Raw genomic sequence first — 20,033 nt, forward strand, 5'->3', positions numbered from 1 at the left:
GCCAGTGCAGCCACCAACGCGCCCATCCCCGCTGTCAGTTGTCGAACCCTGTCCTTCCAGTCACGCATCCGGGCCCCCACTCGGCCGGTCGATCCCCGTGCGGCCCGCCCGCGAGCCGCCTGTCACTTCTGGTACACCGCCCGGCCCGCCGGGGTTCCCGGCCGGCCACCACGCATCCGTGACGGTGGGGGCCGCGGCTACCGGCCCGCCTCCCCGAGCGCCTTCGCGATCTCCAGAGCCCGTGCCCTCGACCCCACGCCCTCCAGCCGCAGGGTCGTCCCGCCCGGCGCGGCCCCCTCACCGGCCGCCCCGTCGTGCGTCCACAGCAGTGTCGGCCCCGCCGTGCGCTCCTCCCGGGTGAACCGGTGACCGTCCGCGTCCACCAGCCAGAAGCTCAGCACGTGCGGCCGAGGGAACCACAGGGCCCGGTCGGGAGCCTCGCCCTCCCCGCCCAGCGACAGCCATTCCGGCTGCTCGCGCACCGCCTTGGTGAAGGCGAAGTCCAGGCGGCCCGCGAACTCGTCCAGCCGGACCGTCCGTCCGCCCTCCTGCCAGCACAGGCTGACCAGGGACCGCCCCCGCGGCAGCGCGCTCACCGCCACCGCGTCCGGAACACCCAGTGTGCTCGGCACCACCGGCGCGAACCCGGCCCGCCGCTCCGCCTCGCCGAGCGACACCGAGCGCCCGCACCCCAGTACCTCCGCGCCCGGCGAGGGCACCGCCGACGGGTCGTACCGCACCTCGACCCCGCCGAAGCCGAACCAGTCGGTCACCGCCGCCCGCACCGGAGGCGTCAGCGCCAGCACCGTCAGCAGCCCGCACAGGGCCGCGACCAGCGACCGCCACCGCGCCCGCGTCCAGCGCCGCGCCGCCCGCAGGCGCACGCCGGCGCCCGTCGGCCCGGCCTTTGGAACCGGCAGTTCCCCGGCGAGTATCTGCCCCAGCACCCGCTCGACCATCGACTCCGGCCCCGCCGCCGAGCCCGTCCCGTCCAGCGCCCGCCCCAGTGCCCGCAACTCCTCCCGCAACCGCTCGGCGTCGCCGTCGTACCGCTCACTCACGCCTCTCACCCCCTTCCCGGGGCCGGAAGTCCGGCAGCAGGCGCTCCAGCTTGCGCAGGGCGCGGTTCAGCCGGGACTTCACCGTGCCCCGGGGCCAGCCCAGGGCCTGGGCGGTCTCCCGCTCGTCCATCTCCAGCAGATAGCGGTAGGTGACGACCAGCCGGTGCTCCTCGCTCAGCTTCTCCAAGGCGGCCGTCAGCGCCCCGCGGCGCTCCGCCTCCAGCGTCGCCACCGCCGGATCGGCCGACTCCGGTATCACCGGATCCGCCTTCACGAACGCCGCCTCCCGGTCGGCGAGGCCGTTCCGGCGCACGGCGGCGCGCACGGTGTTCCTCGTCTCGTTGGCCACGATCGACAGCAGCCACGGCCGGAACGCCGTGCCGTCCCGGAACCGGCCCAGCGCGCAGTACGCCTTCACGAAGGCCTGCTGCACCACGTCCTCCGCGTCCGCCCCCGCCCCGAGCGCGGCGGCCGCCCTGAGTGCGATGCCCGTATGGGTCCGCACCAGCTCCGCGTACGCCTCCGGCTCCCCGGCGCGTACGCGTGCGATCACCGCGGCCTCATCGACGATGCGGCCCCCCTCCCGCGTCCTCACGTCTTTGTTACACCGCCGGGCACGGATCGGTTCCCACCTGTTTCCGGCCTGTTCCGGACCGCCTTCCGGGGTTTGAGAGAATGGTGGGCATGGCGACTGACCGACCCCGCGTGCTCTCCGGAATCCAGCCCACCGCAGGCTCGTTCCACCTCGGCAACTACCTCGGCGCCGTCCGCCAGTGGGTGGCCCTGCAGGAGACCCACGACGCGTTCTACATGGTCGTCGACCTGCACGCGATCACGGTCCCGCAGGACCCGGCCGAGCTGCGCGCCAACACCCAGCTGGCCACCGCCCAGCTGCTGGCCGCCGGTCTCGACCCGGACCGCTGCACGCTCTTCGTGCAGAGCCACGTGCCCGAGCACGCCCAGCTCGCCTGGGTCATGAACTGCCTCACCGGATTCGGCGAGGCCTCCCGCATGACCCAGTTCAAGGACAAGTCCGCCAAGCAGGGCGCCGACCGCGCCTCGGTCGGCCTGTTCACGTACCCGGTCCTGCAGGTCGCGGACATCCTTCTCTACCAGGCCGACGAGGTGCCGGTGGGCGAGGACCAGCGCCAGCACATCGAGCTCACCCGCGACCTCGCCGAGCGTTTCAACGGCCGGTTCGGCGAGACGTTCACGATGCCCAAGGCGTACATCCTCAAGGAGACGGCGAAGATCTACGACCTCCAGGACCCGACGGTCAAGATGAGCAAGTCGGCGTCCACGCCGAAGGGCCTCATCAACCTCCTGGACGAGCCGAAGGCCACCGCCAAGAAGGTGAAGAGCGCGGTCACCGACACCGACACGGTGATCCGCTACGACGTCGTGGAGAAGCCCGGCGTGAGCAATCTCCTGACGATCTACTCGACCCTCACCGGAGCGGACATCCCCGAACTGGAGGAGAAGTACGCCGGCAAGGGCTACGGTGCGCTCAAGACGGACCTCGCCGAGGTCATGGTCGAGTTCGTGGCCCCCTTCAAGGAGCGCACCCAGCAGTACCTGGACGACCCCGAGACGCTCGACTCGATCCTGGCCAAGGGCGCGGAGAAGGCGCGTGCCGTCGCCGCGGAGACCCTCTCCCGGGCGTACGACCGGGTCGGTTTCCTGCCCGCCAAGCACTGAGCCGCCGCGCACCGGCCCACCGGGCGTCGAACCGGCGCTGAACCGGCCCGCGGCGGCGATCCGTACCACCGCACGGCGCCGCACATCACTCCGGTTGCGCCTGCCCGCATCCGGGTCGTGGTCGTACAGTCGATGACAGGGTGACCGCTCGGGCGGTCACCCGGCGCTCACCGCAGTTCCACCCCGCTCCACCACCACAACGACAGGAGACGACGTGGGGACCGTAACGATCGGCGTGTCGATCGCGGTCCCGGAGCCTCACGGCAGCCGGCTTCAGCAGCTGCGCGCGGGCTTCGGCGACGCCGCGGCTCACGGTATCCCCACGCACGTCACCCTGCTGCCGCCGACGGAGATCGGCGACACCGGGCTGCCGGCCGTCGAGGCGCACCTGGGCGAGGTCGCCGCGGCCGCCCGCCCGTTCCCCATGCGGCTGTCCGGCACCGGCACCTTCCGGCCGCTGACGCCGGTGGTGTTCGTCCAGGTCGTCGAGGGAGGCGCGGCGTGCACCTGGCTGCAGAAGCGGATCCGTCACGCCTCCGGCCCCGTCGCCCGCGAGCTGCAGTTCCCGTACCACCCGCACGTCACCGTGGCGCACGGCATCGAGGAAGCGGCCATGGACCGCGCCTTCGAGGAGCTCGCCGGCTACGAGGCCGAGTGGCCCTGCACCGGCTTCGCGCTCTACGAGCAGGGCGCCGACGGGGTGTGGCGCAAGCTGCGCGATTTCCCCTTCGGCTCCGTGGCGGTGCCCCCGCAGTCCGGGAGCGTGGAGCGGGGTTCCGTCTCCGCCCACTGAGCGACCCCGGCCGGCGGTCAGACCGACAGCCGGCGGAACACCCCGCGCGGCAGGTGCCGCAGCGCCGACATCACCACCCGCAGCGCGCCCGGCACCCACACGGTCTCCGTGCGGCGCCGCAGCCCCAGTTCGACGGCCGCCGCGACCGCCTCGGGCGTGGTGGCCAGCGGCGCCTCGGGGAGACCGGCGGTCATCCGGGTGCGGACGAATCCGGGGCGTACGACCATGACGTGCACCCCCGTGCCGTGCAGCGCGTCGCCGAGGCCCTGGGCGAAGGCGTCCAGGCCGGCCTTGCTGGAGCCGTAGATGAAGTTCGCGCGGCGGGCCCGCTCGCCCGCCACGGAGGACAGCACCACCAGCGAGCCGTGGCCCTGCGCCTGGAGCGCGCCCGCGCACACCAGGCCCGCCGAGACCGCTCCGGTGTAGTTGGTCTGCGCGACCCGCACCGCGGCCCGGGGGTCCCGCTCGTCGTGCGCCTGGTCGCCCAGGGTGCCGAAGGCGAGCAGCACCAGGTCGACGTCGCCCTCGGCGAAGACCTTGCCGAGCGCGTCCTCGTGGGCGGCGGGGTCGAGCGCGTCGAAGGCGACCGTGCGCACCTCGGCGCCGAGGCCGCGCAGCTGCCCGGCGGCCTCGTCCAGGCCGGGGGAGGGACGGCCGGCCAGCCACACCGTGCGGGTGCGGCGGGCGATCAGCCGCCGCGCGGTGGCCAGCGCGATCTCGGACGTACCGCCGAGGACGAGCAGGGACTGGGGGAGGCCGAAGGCGTCCTTCATGACAGCTCCTGGAGGTTGTCTAGAGATGGAGGCGGCGGGCCAGGTCGGAGACGAACACCCCGCGCGGGTCCAGTCCGGCGCGCAGCGCGCGGAAGTCGTCCAGGCGGGGGTACATGACCGCGAGCAGTTCCGGGCGCAGCCGGGAGTCCTTGGCGAGGTAGACGCGCCCGCCGGCGCCGGCGACCTCCTCGTCGAGCTCGTCGAGGAAGCCGCCGAGGCCGGGCAGGGACGCCGGGACGTCCAGGGCCAGGGTCCACCCCGGCACCGGGAAGGACAGCCAGCCCGGGTCGGCCTCCCCGAAGCGCTTGAGGACGGCGAGGAAGGAGGGGCAGCGGCGCCCGGAGATCCGGCGCACGATCCGGCGCAGGGCGTCCTCCCGGCCGTGTCCGACGACGAACTGGTACTGCACGAAGCCGCCCCGGCCGTAGACCCGGTTCCAGTGCGGCACGCCGTCGAGGGGGTGGAAGAACGCGGGGATGCGCTGGAGCTGCCCGGTCCGGGCGCGGGGGGCCTTGCGGTACCAGAACTCGTTGAACAGCCCCACGATGGTGCGGCCGAGGAGACCCCCGGGGACGAAGGAGGGGGCGGCCGGGAGCCGGGAGGTGCGGAAGGAGAGGGGCTCCCGGCGCGCGCGGCAGCCCCGGGGCAGTGCGTCCAGAGGGGCGTGGTCGCCGCGCGTGAGCACCGCGCGGCCGGTGGCCCGGCCGCGGGCCAGCAGATCGATCCAGGCGACCGAGTAGCGGTAGCGGTGGTCGGTGTCGGCGAGGCGGGCCATCAGGTCGTCGAGGTCGTCCGCGCGCTCGGTGTCGACGCACATCAGCGAGGTCTCCACCGGCTGGAGCCGGATCGTCGCGGTGAGGATCACCCCGGTCAGGCCCATGCCGCCCGCGGTCGCCTCGAACAGCGGCGTGCCCGGCACGACCGTACGGACCCGCCCGTCGGCGGTGAGCAGTTCCAGGGACAGCACATGGCGGGAGAAGGAGCCGGAGACGTGGTGGTTCTTGCCGTGGATGTCGGCGCCGATCGCCCCGCCGACCGTCACGTAGCGGGTGCCCGGCGTCACCGGCACGAACCAGCCGAGCGGCAGCAGCACCTCCATCAGCCGGTGCAGGGAGACGCCCGCGTCGCACAGCACGGTGCCGCCGTCGGCGTCGACCGCGTGCACACGGTCCAGACCCGTCATGTCGAGCACGGCACCGCCCGCGTTCTGCGCCGCGTCCCCGTACGCCCGCCCCAGTCCCCGCGCGATGCCCCCGCGGACCCCGCACTCCCGCACGGCCAGGACGGCCTCCTCGTACGTCCGTGGGCGGATCAGCCGGGCGGCGGAGGGAGCGGTGCGGCCCCACCCCGTGACGGAAACGGTGTCGGCAGGCATGACGGTGACCGTATCGTCCCTATGTGACTTCTTAGTTTTGAAACGTCATTCCCGTCCCTGAAACGGGTGATTAATGAGATGTCGCTCCCCGGCGACGGGAATTCCGGCCCGCCGGGCGTGAACAGTGGGTCCCATGGACGACCTCCACGACCTCCCCCGCGCCCGCGCTCTCCACGGCATGGACCGCCGGATCGTCTCGGTCTTCAGGGCGTGCGGCGCGGACCCGCGCGTGGCCGGGGCCGCGCGGGCCCTGTCCCGGGCGGGGGAGCACGGGGCGGTGTGGCTCGCGGTGGGGCTCGCCGGAGCCGTCGTGGACCGCCCCCGGCGCGGCGCCTGGCTGCGCGGCACCGCGCTCACCGCGGGCGCCCACGTCGCCGGCTCGGCCGTGAAACGGGTCGTGCGCCGTCCGCGGCCCGCGCACGTCGAACCCCTGGTCGGCACGGTCGGCCGGCATTCCTTCCCCAGCTCGCACGCCGCCTCCTCCGCCGCCGCGGCCGTCGCCTTCGGCGCGCTGGGCGCCCGCGCGGTGCCCCCGCTCGCCGCAGCCGTCTGCGTGTCCCGCCTGGTGGCCGGCGTCCACTACCCGTCGGACGTGGCTGCCGGCGCCGCCCTCGGCGCGCTCACCGCCCGCCTCGGTGCCCGCTGGATGACGGGAGGCCCCGCGTGACCCTCCTGCGCGAGCGCTCCGACCGACGGCGGACCGCGCCGTCCGGCACGGGCGGCCTCCTCACGGGCCTGCTGCTGACCGCGCGGCCCAAGCAGTGGGTCAAGAACGTCCTGGTGATCGCCGCCCCGGCCGCCGCCGGCGAACTGTTCTCCGTCCACGCCCTGACCCGGCTCGCCCTGGTCTTCGTCCTGTTCACCGCCTGCGCCGCCGCCGTCTACCTCGTCAACGACGCGCGGGACGCCGACGCCGACCGCGCCCACCCCGTCAAGTGCCGCCGCCCGGTCGCCGCCGGCCGGGTCCCCGTGCCGGTCGCCTACGCCGCCGGAACCGCCCTCGGCGTCCTCGCGCCCGCCGTCGCGGCCCGGCTGTGCCCCCCGGAGGCCGCCGCGCTGCTGACCGCCTACCTCGCCATGCAACTGGCGTACTGCGTCAGCCTCAAGCACGTCCTCGTCGTCGACCTCGTCGTCGTCACCGCCGGCTTCGTGATGCGCGCGGTGATCGGCGGCCTCGCCCTCGGCATCCCCCTGTCCCGCTGGTTCCTCATCACCACCGGGTTCGGCGCCCTGTTCATGGTCGCCGCCAAGCGCTACTCCGAAGCCGTGCAGATGGCCGGAGAAGCGGGCGCCACACGCGCGTTGCTCACCGAGTACACCACCGGCTACCTCCGCTTCGTCTGGCAGCTCGCCGCCGGAGTCGCCGTCCTCGGCTACTGCCTGTGGGCCCTGGAGGAGGGCGGCGTGCCGCACACCAGCGTGCTGCCCTGGCGGCAGCTGTCCGTGGTCGCCTTCGTCCTCGCCGTCCTCCGGTACGCCGTCTTCGCCGACCGCGGAACCGCCGGCGAACCCGAGGACGTGGTGCTGGGCGACCGCGCGCTCGCCGTCATCGGCCTGGTCTGGGCGGCGATGTACGCCCTGGCGGTGGCCGACTGGTGAGGGACCGTCCGCTTCGCCACCGGTCACGGAGGCCCGGTTCCGGGGTACCAGGACATGGGGCTTCCACGAGGGGGGCAGGGTCGGATCATGGACTGGCTGAAAAGACTCCCGGTCGTCGGGCCGTGGACGGCCCGGCTGATGCTCACGCACGCGTGGCGGTCGTACGGGCGTCTGGACCGGGTGCACTGGACGCGGCTGGCCGCCGCGATGACCTTCACCAGTTTCGTCGCGCTGTTCCCGCTGCTCACCGTGGCCGCCTCGATCGGCGCCGCCACGATCGGCCGGGAGCAGCAGGAAACCCTCCAGGACAGGATCGCCGACCAGGTGCCCGGCATCTCCGACCAGCTGGACGTCGGGGGCCTGGCGGAGAACGCCGGCACCGTCGGACTCATCGCCGGCGCCGTGCTGCTGTTCACCGGCGTCAGCTGGGCCGGCTCCATGCGGGAATGCCTGCGCGCGGTGTGGGAGCTGCCCGACGAGGAGGAGAACCCGCTCCTGCGCAAGGGCAAGGACCTGGGCACCCTCGTCGGCCTGGGCGGCGCGGTCCTGATCACCCTGGTCGCCTCGACCGTCGCCTCCGCGATGGTCGGCCGGATCAGCGAAGCCATCGGGCTGGAGAAGGGCGGCTGGGGCGGGGTCGTCCTGCACGTCACGGCGTTCGCCGTCGCCGTCGGCGCCGACTTCCTGCTCCTGCTGTACGTCCTCACCCTGCTGCCCGGCGTCGAACCCACCCGGCACCGTCTGCTCGTCGCCGCCCTCACCGGCGCGGTCGGCTTCGAGCTGCTGAAGCTGCTGCTCAGCGGCTACCTGCAGGGCGTGGCCGCCAAGAGCATGTACGGCGCGTTCGGCGTTCCGGTGGCCCTGCTGCTGTGGATCAACCTCACCTCGAAACTGGTCCTGTTCTGCGCCGCCTGGACGGCGACGCGGAGCAAGCGGGACGAGGTTCCCGGGCTCACGGACGTGGGCGGCGGCGCACCAGGTCCGGCAGCGGCCAGCGCCGGTTGACCAGGAAGGCGCCGCCCGCGAGCAGCACCAGCACCCCGCCGACGACGCCCAGCGCGACCCCGGCGCCGTCGGCGCTGCCGCCCGCCGCGGCACTCGCCACCGGCTTCGAACCGGCCGCGACGACACCGTCCCCGGCGCCCCCGGCCTCACCGGGGGAGGCGGACGGGCCCGGCCGGGCGCCGGCCCGAGCCGCTCCCTTCGGCGGCACCAGCTCACCCACCGGTTCGACCTTGCCGGCCGCCTTGAAACCCCAGTCGAGGAGCTTCGCGGTCTCCTTGTAGACCTCGTTGTGCTCGTTCTTCGACGGGTTCATCACGGTGACCAGCAGCACCTTGCCGTTCCGCTCGGCGACACCGGTGAAGGTGGCGCCCGCGTTGGTGGTGTTGCCGTTCTTCACACCGGCTATGCCCTGGTAGACCGGCACGTCGTAGTCGCCGGCCAGCAGCCGGTTGGTGCTCTGGATCTCGAAGGACCCGCGGACCTTCTTGCCCTTCTTGTTCTTCTTCGTCTCACCCGGGAACTTCGCCGTGACCGTCGAGCTGTACTCCCGGAAGTCCTTCTTCTGCAGCCCGGAACGGGCGATCAGGGTCAGGTCGTACGCGGACGACACCTGCTTCGGGGCGTCGTAACCGTCGGGGCTGACCACGTGCGTGTCGAGCGCCTGGAGCTCCTCGGCGTGCGCGTTCATCTCCTCGACGGTGTTCTCGACGCCGCCGTTCATCGCCGACAGCACGTGCACCGCGTCGTTGCCGGAGCGGAGGAAGACACCCAGCCACAGGTCGTGGACGGTGTACGTCTCGTCCTCCTTGATGCCGACCAGGCTGGAGCCCGGACCGACACCGGCGAGGTCGGACGGCTCGACCTTGTGCTCCGTCGTCCTGGGCCACTTCGGCAGCAGCGTGTCGGCGAACAGCATCTTCAGCGTGCTCGCGGGGGCCAGCCGCCAGTGCGCGTTGTGCGCGGCGAGCACCTCGCCGGACTCGGCGTCGGCGACGATCCAGGAGCGGGCCGACAGTTCCTTCGGCAGCACCGGCACCCCGCTCGCGAGGTTGACCTGCGTCCCCGGCTGCCCGAGCCGGGCGCCGCCCACCGTCGACATCGTCGCCGGGGGCGTGGCCGTCGGACTCGTCGACGGCTTCGGGGCCGCGAGGGCGGCGGGCGCGGTCAGCGCGGTGGACAACAGGACGGCGGAGGCGACCAGCAGCGATCGCCGGACGGTGTTCTGGGGTGCGGGCACGACCGGAAACGTACATGCCATGTCCGGCGAAGTCCCGGGCAGGTCCCCACCCCGGGCAAGGATCCGGACACCGCCCGGCGATACTGGACCGATGCCGTGCTCTTCCGGGGGACAACCTCCGGACCCCCGGCCGGCCGAGGGTGCCCGGCGCTGTGAGGAAAGGTCTTTTCTGGTGAAGCTCAGCCGCCCCGTCTCCTGGTTCCTGCTCGCCTTCGGGGTGTGGAGCTGGGTCATCTGGGTCACTTTCGTCAAGAACCTGGTCAAGGACAGCAGTGGACTCGCGTTCGAGGACGGGCACCCCACGGCGTACTTCTTCGTTCACCTGACGCTCGCCGTGGTCTCCTTCGTACTGGGGACGGTCATCGGGGGCATCGGGTTGCGCGGACTGCGCGCACTGAGCCGGACGTCACGGACGTCCTGACCGGGAACAGGGGAACTCCGCCTCGTGGCCATCGTTTTCGTACTCATCGCACTGCTGGTCGTGGCCGTCCTGGTGACGGGCAACTGGTACGTGTGGCGGCGTCTGTTCCGGGACACCACGAAGGGGCCGGGCGCGGTGCGCCGCGCGGGCGCGGCGGTGATCGCCGGCGGCTGGGCGCTGACGGTGGCCACCTTCGCCGTCAGCCGCAGCGACGCCCCCTTCCGCCTCAAGCAGGTCCTGGCCTGGCCCGGCTACCTGTGGCTGGCCCTGGCCCTGTACCTGCTGCTGGCGGTGCTCGCGGGCGAACTGGTGCGCCCGGTGCTGCGGCGGATCCTGGAACGGCGGGCGCGGACGTCGGAGGCGGCGGCGCCCGTACCGGTGCGGCCGGAGCCGATACCGGCCGGGCAGGGCACGGGGCGCGGTCCGGGCGGTGCGACGGACGCCGACGCCGAGGCGGCCGGGGACGGCCCGGCGGCCTACGGCGGCGCGTCCGGCCCGCAGGGAGCGCTCGCCGCCCCCTCCCGGCGGCTGTTCGTCTCCCGTGTCGTCGGCGGGGCCGCCGCCGCGGCGGCCGTGGGGACCGTCGGTTACGGGACGTACGGCGTGCTGCGCGGGCCGCGGGTGAAGCGGGTCACCGTGCCGCTCGCCAAGCTTCCCCGCGCGGCGCACGGTTACCGCATCGCCGTGGTCAGCGACATCCACCTCGGGCCGGTGCTCGGGCGGGGCTTCGCGCAGAAGGTCGTCGACACGGTCAACTCGACCCAGCCGGACCTGATCGCGGTCGTCGGCGACCTGGTGGACGGAAGCGTGAAGGACCTCGGCCCGGCCGCGGCTCCGCTGGCGCAGCTGAGGGCGCGTCACGGCTCGTTCTTCGTCACCGGCAACCACGAGTACTTCTCCGGTGCCGAGCAGTGGGTCGAGGAGGTGCGGCGGCTCGGGCTGAACCCGCTGGAGAACGCCCGCACGGAGCTGCCGCACTTCGACCTGGCGGGGGTCAACGACGTGGCCGGTGAGGACGAGGGCCAGGGCCCGGACTACGCGAAGGCGCTCGGCGACCGGGACCGGGGACGGGCGTGCGTGCTGCTCGCCCACCAGCCGGTGCAGATCCACGACGCCGTCGACCACGGGGTCGACCTCCAGCTCTCCGGCCACACCCACGGTGGCCAGCTGTTCCCCGGCAACCTCGTGGCCGGTCTCGCCAATCCCACGCTGGCGGGGCTGGACCGCTACGGTGACACGCAGCTGTACGTCAGCCGGGGTGCCGGCGCGTGGGGGCCGCCCACGCGGGTGGGCGCGCCGTCGGACATCACGGTGATCGAGCTGGCCTCGAAGCAGGCCTGACGGTGTGCCGGGGCGGATCCGCCGCGAGCTGGGACGAGTCCTGTCCGTACGGCACTCGTACTGGTCGATCCGCAGCGGTGGATCGTCGGCATGGAGGGGGAGCCGGTCGGCGGTGAGGCCGTCGCCGAGGCGTGCGGGCGGCTGCGCGACCGCTTCCCGACGGTCGTCCTGGTCCGGCACGTGCGCGCCGGCGGTGCGGACGGCGGGCCGGACGCCGCCCCCGACCGGCTCGTGCCCGGCTGCGCGCCCCGCCCCGGCGACCACCTGGTGACCGGGCACGGCCTCGACGCGTTCGAGGGCACCGGCCTGGACGGCGTACTGCGCCGTGAGGGGGTCACCGAGGTGGTGGTCGCCGGTCCCTCCACCGCGCACGGCGTCGCGGCGACGGCCGCGACGGCGCTGCTGCCGGGCTACGGCGTCGTCGTGGCCGAGGACGCCACCGCGAGCCCCGACGAGGCACAGCACCGCGAGGCCCTCGAGCGGCTGACCGCCCTCGGCGCACGCACCGCCCGGGTGGCCGACCTCACGGCCGCCGGGGAGTGACCCGGCCTCATGCCGTGCGGCCCGCCGGGGCGGGTGCCGTCCCGTCGTCCACCGGGCGCGCTCCCGGCCGGGCCGGCAGGGCCACGGTCACCTCCAGCCCCTCGCCCGGCGCCGTCCGCACCGACACCTTCGCCGAGGGCTTCGGGCCCGGCTTCAACGGCCCGCTCCAGGTGGTCGTGGACGGCGAGGCGTCCGACGCCCTGGTGACGGTCCTGGAGGAGACCGAGGGCGTCGCCCGGGTCGCCGCCGTACCGCCCGCGAACGGCGTCACCGTCATCCAGGTCGTCCCCACCACCTCCCCGCAGGCCGAGGAGACGGACCGGCTGATCGACACCCTGCGCGAGGACGTCATCCCGCAGGCGGGCGTCGAGGCCCACGTCGGCGGGGTGACCGCGGTGTCCAAGGACTTCGCGACGGTGACCGGCGAGCGGCTTCCGCTGTTCATCGGCACGATCATCGGCCTCGGCCTCGGCTTCCTGCTCCTGCTGCTCGCGTTCCGTTCCCTGGTGGTGCCGCTGACGGCTGCCGTGATGAACCTGCTCGCGGCGGCGGCCTCCTTCGGCGTCCTGGTGACGGTCTTCCAGTGGGGCTACGGCCTGGACCTGCTCGGCCTCGGCCAGGAGGGCCCCATCGCGTCCTTCCTGCCGATCATCATGCTGTCGCTGCTGTTCGGGCTCTCCATGGACTACCAGGTGTTCCTGGTGAGCCGGATGCACGAGGAGCGGGTGCACACCCGGGACAACGCCCGCGCGGTGCGCGTCGGCCTCGCCGAGACCAGCCGGGTCATCAACTCCGCGGCCCTGATCATGGTCTGCGTCTTCCTCGCCTTCGTGCTCAGCGGCGACTACGGAGCCGCCATGGCGGGCGTGGGGCCGGCCGCCGCGGTCGCCCTGGACGCGTTCATCCTGCGCACGGCGCTGGTGCCGGCCGTGATGCACCTGCTGGGCAAGTCCAACGGGTGGCTGCCGGCCGGCCTGGAGAAGCGGCTGCCGCACCTGGCGGTCGAGCCGAAGGAGGACGCCCTGCCCGGGCCCACCGAGGTCCCGGACCCGCACGGCCCCTCCTCGGTGGTCCACGGCTTCGTCCGCACGGCCGACGGCGGACCCGTCGAGGGCGCCGCCGTCGCCCTGCTGACCTCGGGCGGCCGTCAGCTGGACCGGCGTGGTCTCCCTGGCCGACGGCGCGTACATCGTCTCCGTACCGGCTCCGGGCGCCTGTCTGCTCGCGGTCACGGCGGCTCCGCTCGGCTCCCACGCGGTGCACGTGACCGTGGAGGACGGCCCGCCGGTGCACGACGTGGAGCTCACGCCCGGTGAGGTGGACGCCGTCAACCGACGGTGCCGGGGCGCCCGTCGTCGGCGGGCGCCCCCTGCTCCTTCCTGGCCGGGTCGGGAAGCGCCTTCGTCATCCCGGGCAGGAACTCCGTGAACAGTTCGTGCACCTCGCGGACCAGGGGCCGCAGCACCCGGAAGCGGGCCAGGGCGATGCCCCGCGCGGTGATCCGGGCTCCGCGCTCGGCCAGCCGGTAGCTGCGCTCCCGGCCCTCGGTCCGGTCGAAGATCCAGTACAGGACGAGCCCCATCTGGGACAGCCACATCAGCTCGGGGAGGATGTCCCGCAGCTCCTCGGGCACCTTGCTCCTCGTCCCGGCGAGCACCGCGCGGTGGACGCTGATCGCCTCCGCGCGCGCGTGCTCGGACTCGGGGGAGAAGGGGCTGAGCGGGCTGTCCGGGTCGGCGGCGTTCTTGAAGAACTGCACCGCGAACTCGTGGTACGGCGTGGCGATGTCCAGCCACGCCTTCAGCACGCCCGCGAGCCGGGCCTCCAGGTCGGTCTCCCGGCGCAGGACCTCCCGGACGGCCACCTGGTGCTCGGCGGCGATCCGGTCGTAGAAGCCCTGGATCAGGTGTTCCTTGCCCTCGAAGTAGTAGTAGGCGTTGCCGACGGAGACCCCGGCCTCCTTGGCGATGGCCCGCATGGTCGTCTTGTCGTACCCGCGCTCCTGGAACAGCCGCATGGCCGTCTCGAGGATCAGGGCGCGGGTCTGCTCGGACTTGCTGAGGGTGGCGCCGTCGTCGGGGCCGTCGTTCTTCGCGGGCACGGAAGGAGAGCCTAGTGCCACGGACGGGCGCCCTACGGGGCGGTGCAGGTGCCCGCGGCACAGCTCGGCGGGGTGTGGCTCCAGCCGTCGCGCGGATCGTAGGTCCATCCGTCGCCCCGGTGGTACACGCCCCCGCCCCACCCGGTCGTCGCCCCGCGCCACTTGGCGGCGGCCAGCACCGCGCCCCTGGCGAGCCGGGCGCCGGACGGGGTGCTCAGCCGGTGGGCCAGCCGCCGGTGCTTCCGCAGCGCCCACAGGGTGACGATCCAGGCGGCGGCGCCCCGGTAGACCTGCCCGGCGTCACCCACGACGGTGATCTCCTCCAGGGTGGCCCCGTGGTCGAGGCCGGGAAAGCGGGCCCGCGCCGCCCGTGACCCCGCCGGGACCAGCTCCAGCGGCACCAGCTGGGGCTGGCGCACCAGCCAGTCCCGTACGAAGGCGCACAGGGAGCACTCGGCGTCGTACAGCACGGTGAGCCGGCGGACCGGGACGCGCGCGGCGCCCCGGTCCCGGGGTGCGGCCGTCATGCCGCTCACGCCCCGGCCGTGGGGGCCGCCCAGCCCTGCGGCGGCACCGGCGGGACCTGCTCCCGCTCCATCATCCCGCGGCGCCGGATCCTGTTGAGCACGTACACGTTGCCCAGGTGCATCACGCCCAGCACCAGCAGCACCACGCCGAGCTTGGTCGACAGGGCCTCGAAGATGCCGCGCGTGTCGGTGATCGTCTCGTCGCCGCTCAGGTACAGCGCGACGAACCCGAGGTTGACGAGGTAGAAGCCGACCACCAGGAGGTGGTTGACGGCGTCGGCGAGCTTCTCGTTGCCGTGCAGCACGTCGGCGAGGAAGACCCGCCCGTTCCTGCTGAGCGTGCGAGCGACCCAGACGGTCAGCCCGATGCTGACGACGAGGTAGATGACGTAGGCGATGACCGTGCGGTCCATGTCCCCCAGCCCTTCTTGAACGCGTTCAAAACGCTGACAGGGAAGACTCTAGACCTTTTTTGAACGTGTTCAACTCAATGGCGGAGTGGGCTGCGTCACGGATCGGCCGTGCTTGGTGTCCGGCTCAGTCAGTCCTGCGGGGCTGTCCCGCCCGAAGGATCTCGGACACGTCCAGGGTGACCTTCGCGCCGATCGAGTCGGGGAGGGTGACCTGCTGACCGGGGGAGTGGAAGCGGTGGCCGGCGTACTCGTTCCCGACCGGGTCGGTCAGGACGTGGAGACGCCGGTGCTTGCGGTCGACGACGACGTAGACGGGAACCCTCGCCTCGGCGTAGGCGGCGACCTTGGCCTTCAGGTCGTTCTTCCAGTTGCTGGAGGTGACCTCCAGGACGAGGCGGAAGCGGACCGGGTCGTAGCAGTTGTTCTCGATGAGGTGATCGTCGATGTCGGCGTCCGCGACCACCAGATCAGGAATCGCGTAGTCCTCGGCATCGGTGGGCAGCCAGAGGCCGACGCCCTGGAGTACCTCGGTCCCCCCGCCGTGCAGTCCGGCTGTGATGAAGGGGACCATCAGTGTGGTCAGGGCGCGGGCGTGCGGGCCGTCCGGTGGCGGGGTCACGAGGAGCTGGCCTCCGATGATCTCGACGCGGTAACCCGGATTGCGGTCCATGAGACGGTTCGCCTCCGCGATCAGCGGACGCTCGTCGTGGGGCCGCTCGACGGATGCTGCGGACATCGCGTGCCTCCCAGGGGCTGGCGTCGAGACCATCATCGTAGGGCGGAGGGCGCCCTCACGTCCGTCGCAGCCGCGTTCACCCGAAGGTGTGGCATATGCCAGAGGGCCCCGTCTCCGGCGGAGACGGGGCCCTCACGGACGTACGGCGACGTGCCTCAGTAGCGGCGCGTGATCAACGCGCGCTTCACTTCCGCGATCGCCTTCGTGACCTCGATGCCGCGCGGGCAGGCGTCCGTGCAGTTGAAGGTCGTGCGGCAGCGCCAGACGCCGTCGCGGTCATTGAGGATCTCCAGGCGCTGCTCGCCGGCCTCGTCGCGCGAGTCGAAGATGAAGCGGTGCGCGTTGACGATGGCCGCCGGGCCGAAGTACTGCCCGTCGTTCCAGAACACCGGGCACGAGGACGTGCACGCGGCGCACAGGATGCACTTGGTCGTGTCGTCGAAGCGCTCGCGGTCCTCGGCGGACTGCAGCCGCTCGCGCGTCGGCTCGTTGGTCTCCTTCGTGATCAGGAAGGGCATCACGTCCCGGTACGCCTGGAAGAACGGCTCCATGTCCACGACCAGGTCCTTGAGGACCGTCAGGCCCTTGATGGCCTCGACCGTGATCGGCTTCTCGGGGTTGATGTCCTTGATCAGCGTCTTGCACGCCAGGCGGTTCTTGCCGTTGATCCGCATGGCGTCGGAGCCGCAGATGCCGTGGGCGCAGGAACGGCGGAAGGTCAGCGTGCCGTCCAGGTCCCACTTGATCTTGTGCAGCGCGTCGAGGACGCGCTCCTTGGGGTCGATCTCCAGCTGGAAGTCTTCCCAGACCGCCTCGGCCGAGACCTCCGGGTTGAACCGGCGGATCCGCATCGTGACGGTGATGTACGGGGAGTCGGCGAAACCGGGCTCGGGGGAACCGGCCGCGTCCGCCTTGTCCAGAACAGGGGTAGCCATCAGTACTTACGCTCCATCGGCTGGTAGCGGGTCTGGACGACCGGCTTGTAGTCCAGACGGACGGTTTCGGTGCCGTCGGCGCCGACCTCGCGGTACGCCATCGTGTGGCGCATGAAGTTGACGTCGTCGCGGTTCGGGTAGTCCTCGCGGTAGTGACCGCCGCGGGACTCCTTGCGGGCCAGCGCGGAGACGGCCATGACCTCGGCCAGGTCGAGCAGGTTGCCCAGCTCGACGGCCTCGAGGAGGTCGGTGTTGAACCGCTTGCCCTTGTCCTGGATGGCGACGTTCTTGTAGCGCTCGCGCAGCTCGGCGATCTTCTCGACCGCCGTCTTGATCGTCTGCTCGGTGCGGAACACCATGACGTTGGCGTCCATGGTCTCCTGCAGCTCACGGCGGAGGGTGGCCACCCGCTCGTTGCCGGTGGAGGACCGCAGCCGCTCGATCTGCTCGACGACGAAGGACTCCGGGTTCTCCGGCAGCTCGACGAAGTCGGCCTTCTGGGAGTACTCCGCCGCCGCGATGCCGGCCCGCTTGCCGAACACGTTGATGTCCAGCAGCGAGTTGGTGCCCAGGCGGTTGGCGCCGTGCACCGACACGCAGGCGACCTCGCCGGCCGCGTACAGGCCCGGCACGACGGTGGTGTTGTCCGCCAGCACCTCGCCCTGGACGTTGGTCGGGATGCCGCCCATGGCGTAGTGCGCGGTCGGCTGGATCGGGATCGGGTCCGTGTACGGCTCGATGCCGAGGTAGGTCCGCGCGAACTCCGTGATGTCGGGCAGCTTGGCGTCCAGCTGCTCCGGCGGGAGGTGCGTGAGGTCCAGGTAGACGTGGTCGCCCTCGGGACCGCAGCCGCGGCCCTCGCGGATCTCCGTGTAGATGGAGCGCGAGACCACGTCACGGGAGGCGAGGTCCTTCATGACCGGCGCGTACTTCTCCATGAAGCGCTCGCCGTCCTTGTTGCGGAGGATGCCGCCCTCACCGCGGGCGCCCTCCGTCAGCAGGATGCCCATGCGCCAGATGCCGGTCGGGTGGAACTGGAAGAACTCCATGTCCTCCAGCGGCAGCCCGCGCCGGTACACGGCGGCCTGGCCGTCACCGGTCAGCGTGTGCGCGTTGGACGTCACCTTGAAGAACTTGCCGGTGCCGCCGGAGGCGTAGATCACGGCCTTCGCCTGGAAGACGTGGATCTCGCCGGTGGCCAGCTCGTACGCGACCACGCCGGACGACTTCTTGACGCCGTCGACCTCGGTGATCAGCTGGTCCAGGACGTAGAACTCGTTGAAGAACTCCACGCCCTCCTTGACGCAGTTCTGGTACAGCGTCTGGAGGATCATGTGGCCGGTGCGGTCGGCCGCGTAGCAGGACCGGCGGACCGGGGCCTCGCCGTGGTTGCGGCTGTGCCCGCCGAAGCGGCGCTGGTCGATGGTGCCGTTCGGGGTCCGGTTGAACGGCAGGCCCATCTTCTCCAGGTCGAGGACCGAGTCGATGGCCTCCTTCGCCAGGATCTCGGCGGCGTCCTGGTCGACCAGGTAGTCACCGCCCTTGACCGTGTCGAAGGTGTGCCACTCCCAGTTGTCCTCCTCCACGTTGGCCAGCGCGGCGGCCATGCCGCCCTGCGCGGCGCCCGTGTGGGAGCGGGTGGGGTAGAGCTTCGTCAGGACGGCGGTGCGGCTGCGCTTGGTCGACTCGATGGCCGCGCGCATGCCGGCGCCACCGGCGCCGACGATGACGGTGTCGTACTTGTGGATCTTCATGATTCTCGCAGCCCCGTGCCTAGCGGATGTTCGGGTCGAAGGTGAAGATCACCAGCGTGCCCAGCAGGATGGTGAACACCGTGGCGGTGTAGAGCAGGCCCTTGAGCCACAGCCGGGTGTTCGGCCGCTCCGCGTAGTCGTTGATGACCGTGCGCAGCCCGTTGGCGCCGTGCAGCATCGCCAGCCACAGCATCAGCAGGTCCCAGACCTGCCAGAACGGCGAGGCCCAGCGGCCGGCCACGAAGGCGAAGCCGATCTTGGAGACGCCGCCGTCCAGCACCAGCTGGATCAGCAGGTGACCGATGACGAGGACGACCAGGACGACGCCGGACAGGCGCATGAACAGCCAGGCGGCCATCTCGAAGTTGCCGCGGGTGCTCTTCGGGCTCTTCTTGGTCCGCTTGCGCGGGGGCTCGATGACCGGCGCCGGGTTGTCGACGGAGTAGAGCGGGGCGCCTTCGACGGGGCCGACGCCCGAGGCGGTGGTGTCAGTGGTGGACATGGGCGTCAGCTCCCGAACAGTTCACGAGCGGCGTGGCCGAGCACGGGGTAGATCGCCCCGAGCATCAGCACGAGCCACAGGGCGACGACGGTCCAGAGCATCTGCTTCTGGTAGCGGGCGCCCTTGATCCAGAAGTCGACGGCGATGACACGCAGGCCGTTGAGCGCGTGGAACAGGATGGCGGCGACGAGGCCGTACTCCAGCAGCGCGACGATCGGCGTCTTGTACGTGGCCACGACGGTGTCGTAGGCCTCGGGGGACACCCGCACGAGAGCGGTGTCCAGCACGTGAACGAACAGGAAGAAGAAGATGAGGACGCCGGTGACTCGGTGAGCCACCCAGGACCACATTCCTTCCCGGCCGCGGTACAGCGTTCCAGCCGGCACGGAAGTTTCCTCCGGGAGCGGGGTTCGGGGCCGCGCCGGCTTTCCTTGTCGGTCGGGCCCGGCCGGGTACGGTCCACCGGCCCCCAGCATGTTAGCGACGCTTGCCCGCGGCACTCACAGGGGGCCTGCCGGTGTGATCAAACTGGCACGCTTACGGGCTATCGCGGCGGCACATGGTAGGGAATGTCCGGTTCTGTGCGGGGGTGCGGCGCCGCCGTGGCCGGCCGCGCCCGCCCGGCGGAGCCGCGGACCGTCACGGTCCCGTGCCCTCGAGGGTACTCACCAGCCTGCCCCGCGCCAGGCGGCGGAGCTCCTCGGCCGCCACCGCCCGTTCCTCGTCCGGATCGTTCGCCAATCGTGACCGGATGTCCTCCAGGACCCGGTCCAGGGTCTCCTCCTCGGGGACGCCGTCCAGGCAGATGACGAAGACGTGGCCGAACTTGGTCTCGTACGCCGTGTGGGCCGCGGTCAGGGCCGTGTGGGCGGCGGAGTAGGTGCCGTCGGGGAGGGTGGGGAGGGCCTCCGCCGCCAGGGCCTGCGCCAGTTCCTCGGGGGAGAGGTCGTACATCGCCTCGTCGGAGGCCGCCAGGAGGGACGGCAGGTCGGGGTAGGGGCGGTGGCCGGAGAGGCGCAGGGCCCAGCGCGGGCTGCGCAGGCAGGCCAGAAGGGCGCGCTCGGCGTCCTCGGCGGGAGCGGTGTTGAACCGCTCCAGCGCGGGAGGGGCGTCGGGCGCGCCGCGGGACTGCCCGGGTATGGCGACTCGGCCGGGGAGGTCTGGGAGACGGTGCGCAGGCAGCGTGGGTCCTCGTGGGCGTCGCGTGTGTCGGTGGAAG

General features: G+C 72.2%; 22 protein-coding genes and 1 pseudogene. 9 read left to right on the top strand and 14 right to left on the bottom strand.

Translation table 11 applies throughout. From position 1 onward, the window contains the following. Positions 1 to 197: 197 nt before the first annotated feature. Together ACZ8ZB_RS20995 and ACZ8ZB_RS21000 are read right to left on the bottom strand one after the other, a co-directional pair. Complete coding sequence (locus ACZ8ZB_RS20995; protein ID WP_470739202.1) at positions 198 to 1,061, bottom strand: hypothetical protein; 864 nt, start codon at positions 1,059 to 1,061, stop codon at positions 198 to 200. Further along, positions 1,054 to 1,614, bottom strand: coding sequence for an RNA polymerase sigma factor (locus ACZ8ZB_RS21000; protein ID WP_470739203.1), 561 nt, complete (start codon positions 1,612 to 1,614; stop codon positions 1,054 to 1,056). The genes ACZ8ZB_RS20995 and ACZ8ZB_RS21000 overlap by 8 nt, the downstream gene beginning before the upstream one ends. 152 nt (positions 1,615 to 1,766) lie before the next feature. Between ACZ8ZB_RS21000 and trpS the strand changes: the two genes are divergently transcribed. Beyond that, a complete protein-coding gene (gene trpS, locus ACZ8ZB_RS21005) occupies positions 1,767 to 2,759 on the top strand; it encodes a tryptophan--tRNA ligase (RefSeq protein ID WP_470741544.1) in 993 nt (330 codons plus the stop codon). Between the two features lie 214 nt (positions 2,760 to 2,973). Further along, complete coding sequence (locus tag ACZ8ZB_RS21010; RefSeq protein WP_470739204.1) at positions 2,974 to 3,552, top strand: 2'-5' RNA ligase family protein; 579 nt, start codon at positions 2,974 to 2,976, stop codon at positions 3,550 to 3,552. Between the two features lie 17 nt (positions 3,553 to 3,569). Here ACZ8ZB_RS21010 and ACZ8ZB_RS21015 read toward each other — a convergent pair whose 3' ends face one another. Both ACZ8ZB_RS21015 and ACZ8ZB_RS21020 read right to left on the bottom strand, forming a co-directional pair. Beyond that, positions 3,570 to 4,325: a decaprenylphospho-beta-D-erythro-pentofuranosid-2-ulose 2-reductase gene (locus ACZ8ZB_RS21015; protein WP_470739205.1), complete on the bottom strand. Its 756-nt coding sequence runs from the start codon at positions 4,323 to 4,325 to the stop codon at positions 3,570 to 3,572. Positions 4,326 to 4,344: 19 nt separating this feature from the next. Further along, on the bottom strand, positions 4,345 to 5,700 hold the full coding sequence (locus ACZ8ZB_RS21020; RefSeq protein ID WP_470739206.1) for an FAD-binding protein: 1,356 nt from the start codon (positions 5,698 to 5,700) through the stop codon (positions 4,345 to 4,347). 133 nt (positions 5,701 to 5,833) lie between these two features. Between ACZ8ZB_RS21020 and ACZ8ZB_RS21025 the strand changes: the two genes are divergently transcribed. From ACZ8ZB_RS21025 to ACZ8ZB_RS21035, 3 genes are all read left to right on the top strand, one after another. After that, positions 5,834 to 6,367 carry a phosphatase PAP2 family protein gene (locus ACZ8ZB_RS21025; RefSeq protein WP_470739207.1) on the top strand — a complete coding sequence of 178 codons (534 nt, stop codon included), beginning with the start codon at positions 5,834 to 5,836 and terminating at the stop codon, positions 6,365 to 6,367. Next, the gene (locus ACZ8ZB_RS21030; RefSeq protein WP_470739208.1) at positions 6,364 to 7,299 is read left to right on the top strand and encodes a decaprenyl-phosphate phosphoribosyltransferase; all 936 of its coding nucleotides are present in this window, start codon (positions 6,364 to 6,366) and stop codon (positions 7,297 to 7,299) included. The genes ACZ8ZB_RS21025 and ACZ8ZB_RS21030 overlap by 4 nt, the downstream gene beginning before the upstream one ends. Positions 7,300 to 7,386: 87 nt before the next feature. After that, positions 7,387 to 8,304, top strand: coding sequence for a YihY/virulence factor BrkB family protein (locus tag ACZ8ZB_RS21035; protein WP_470739209.1), 918 nt, complete (start codon positions 7,387 to 7,389; stop codon positions 8,302 to 8,304). On the opposite strand, the gene ACZ8ZB_RS21040 is transcribed toward ACZ8ZB_RS21035, so the two are convergent. After that, positions 8,252 to 9,541, bottom strand: a complete 1,290-nt coding sequence (locus ACZ8ZB_RS21040) for a D-alanyl-D-alanine carboxypeptidase family protein (protein WP_470739210.1) — start codon at positions 9,539 to 9,541, stop codon at positions 8,252 to 8,254. The genes ACZ8ZB_RS21035 and ACZ8ZB_RS21040 overlap by 53 nt on opposite strands. Before the next feature lie 172 nt (positions 9,542 to 9,713). Here ACZ8ZB_RS21040 and ACZ8ZB_RS21045 point away from each other — a divergent pair, with 172 nt between their 5' ends. From ACZ8ZB_RS21045 to ACZ8ZB_RS21060, 4 genes and pseudogenes are all read left to right on the top strand, one after another. Further along, a complete protein-coding gene (locus ACZ8ZB_RS21045; protein ID WP_030829790.1) occupies positions 9,714 to 9,962 on the top strand; it encodes an SCO4848 family membrane protein in 249 nt (82 codons plus the stop codon). A 24-nt stretch (positions 9,963 to 9,986) separates the two neighbouring features. Further along, positions 9,987 to 11,303, top strand: coding sequence for a metallophosphoesterase (locus ACZ8ZB_RS21050; protein WP_470739211.1), 1,317 nt, complete (start codon positions 9,987 to 9,989; stop codon positions 11,301 to 11,303). A gap of 90 nt (positions 11,304 to 11,393) precedes the next feature. After that, the gene (locus tag ACZ8ZB_RS21055) at positions 11,394 to 11,846 is read left to right on the top strand and encodes a cysteine hydrolase family protein (RefSeq protein WP_470739212.1); all 453 of its coding nucleotides are present in this window, start codon (positions 11,394 to 11,396) and stop codon (positions 11,844 to 11,846) included. A 122-nt stretch (positions 11,847 to 11,968) separates the two neighbouring features. After that, positions 11,969 to 13,178: pseudogene (locus ACZ8ZB_RS21060) on the top strand (MMPL family transporter); the annotation flags it as partial. Here the strand turns inward: ACZ8ZB_RS21060 and ACZ8ZB_RS21065 are convergent. The 9 genes from ACZ8ZB_RS21065 to ACZ8ZB_RS21105 all read right to left on the bottom strand — a co-directional run bounded on the left by ACZ8ZB_RS21065 (position 13,174) and on the right by ACZ8ZB_RS21105 (position 19,996). Next, entirely contained in the window at positions 13,174 to 13,947 is a 774-nt protein-coding gene (locus ACZ8ZB_RS21065; RefSeq protein ID WP_470739213.1) for a TetR/AcrR family transcriptional regulator, read from the bottom strand. The pseudogene ACZ8ZB_RS21060 and the gene ACZ8ZB_RS21065 overlap by 5 nt on opposite strands. A gap of 32 nt (positions 13,948 to 13,979) precedes the next feature. After that, positions 13,980 to 14,474: a thiol-disulfide oxidoreductase DCC family protein gene (locus ACZ8ZB_RS21070; RefSeq protein WP_470739214.1), complete on the bottom strand. Its 495-nt coding sequence runs from the start codon at positions 14,472 to 14,474 to the stop codon at positions 13,980 to 13,982. 5 nt (positions 14,475 to 14,479) lie between these two features. Then, complete coding sequence (locus ACZ8ZB_RS21075; protein WP_470739215.1) at positions 14,480 to 14,887, bottom strand: hypothetical protein; 408 nt, start codon at positions 14,885 to 14,887, stop codon at positions 14,480 to 14,482. Positions 14,888 to 15,011: 124 nt separating this feature from the next. Beyond that, on the bottom strand, positions 15,012 to 15,623 hold the full coding sequence (locus tag ACZ8ZB_RS21080) for a Uma2 family endonuclease (protein ID WP_470739216.1): 612 nt from the start codon (positions 15,621 to 15,623) through the stop codon (positions 15,012 to 15,014). A 155-nt stretch (positions 15,624 to 15,778) separates the two neighbouring features. Next, positions 15,779 to 16,558 carry a succinate dehydrogenase iron-sulfur subunit gene (locus tag ACZ8ZB_RS21085; protein WP_190100380.1) on the bottom strand — a complete coding sequence of 260 codons (780 nt, stop codon included), beginning with the start codon at positions 16,556 to 16,558 and terminating at the stop codon, positions 15,779 to 15,781. Then, positions 16,558 to 18,312, bottom strand: coding sequence for a succinate dehydrogenase flavoprotein subunit (gene sdhA, locus ACZ8ZB_RS21090; protein ID WP_470739217.1), 1,755 nt, complete (start codon positions 18,310 to 18,312; stop codon positions 16,558 to 16,560). The genes ACZ8ZB_RS21085 and sdhA overlap by 1 nt, the downstream gene beginning before the upstream one ends. Before the next feature lie 19 nt (positions 18,313 to 18,331). Further along, positions 18,332 to 18,814 carry a succinate dehydrogenase hydrophobic membrane anchor subunit gene (locus ACZ8ZB_RS21095; RefSeq protein WP_386013083.1) on the bottom strand — a complete coding sequence of 161 codons (483 nt, stop codon included), beginning with the start codon at positions 18,812 to 18,814 and terminating at the stop codon, positions 18,332 to 18,334. Positions 18,815 to 18,819: 5 nt separating this feature from the next. Beyond that, positions 18,820 to 19,200, bottom strand: a complete 381-nt coding sequence (gene sdhC, locus ACZ8ZB_RS21100) for a succinate dehydrogenase, cytochrome b556 subunit (RefSeq protein WP_086850366.1) — start codon at positions 19,198 to 19,200, stop codon at positions 18,820 to 18,822. A gap of 253 nt (positions 19,201 to 19,453) precedes the next feature. Continuing rightward, the gene (locus ACZ8ZB_RS21105) at positions 19,454 to 19,996 is read right to left on the bottom strand and encodes a 2-oxo-4-hydroxy-4-carboxy-5-ureidoimidazoline decarboxylase (RefSeq protein WP_470741545.1); all 543 of its coding nucleotides are present in this window, start codon (positions 19,994 to 19,996) and stop codon (positions 19,454 to 19,456) included. Positions 19,997 to 20,033 lie beyond the last annotated feature (37 nt).

This window comes from Streptomyces sp. 12E (genome assembly GCF_055633275.1).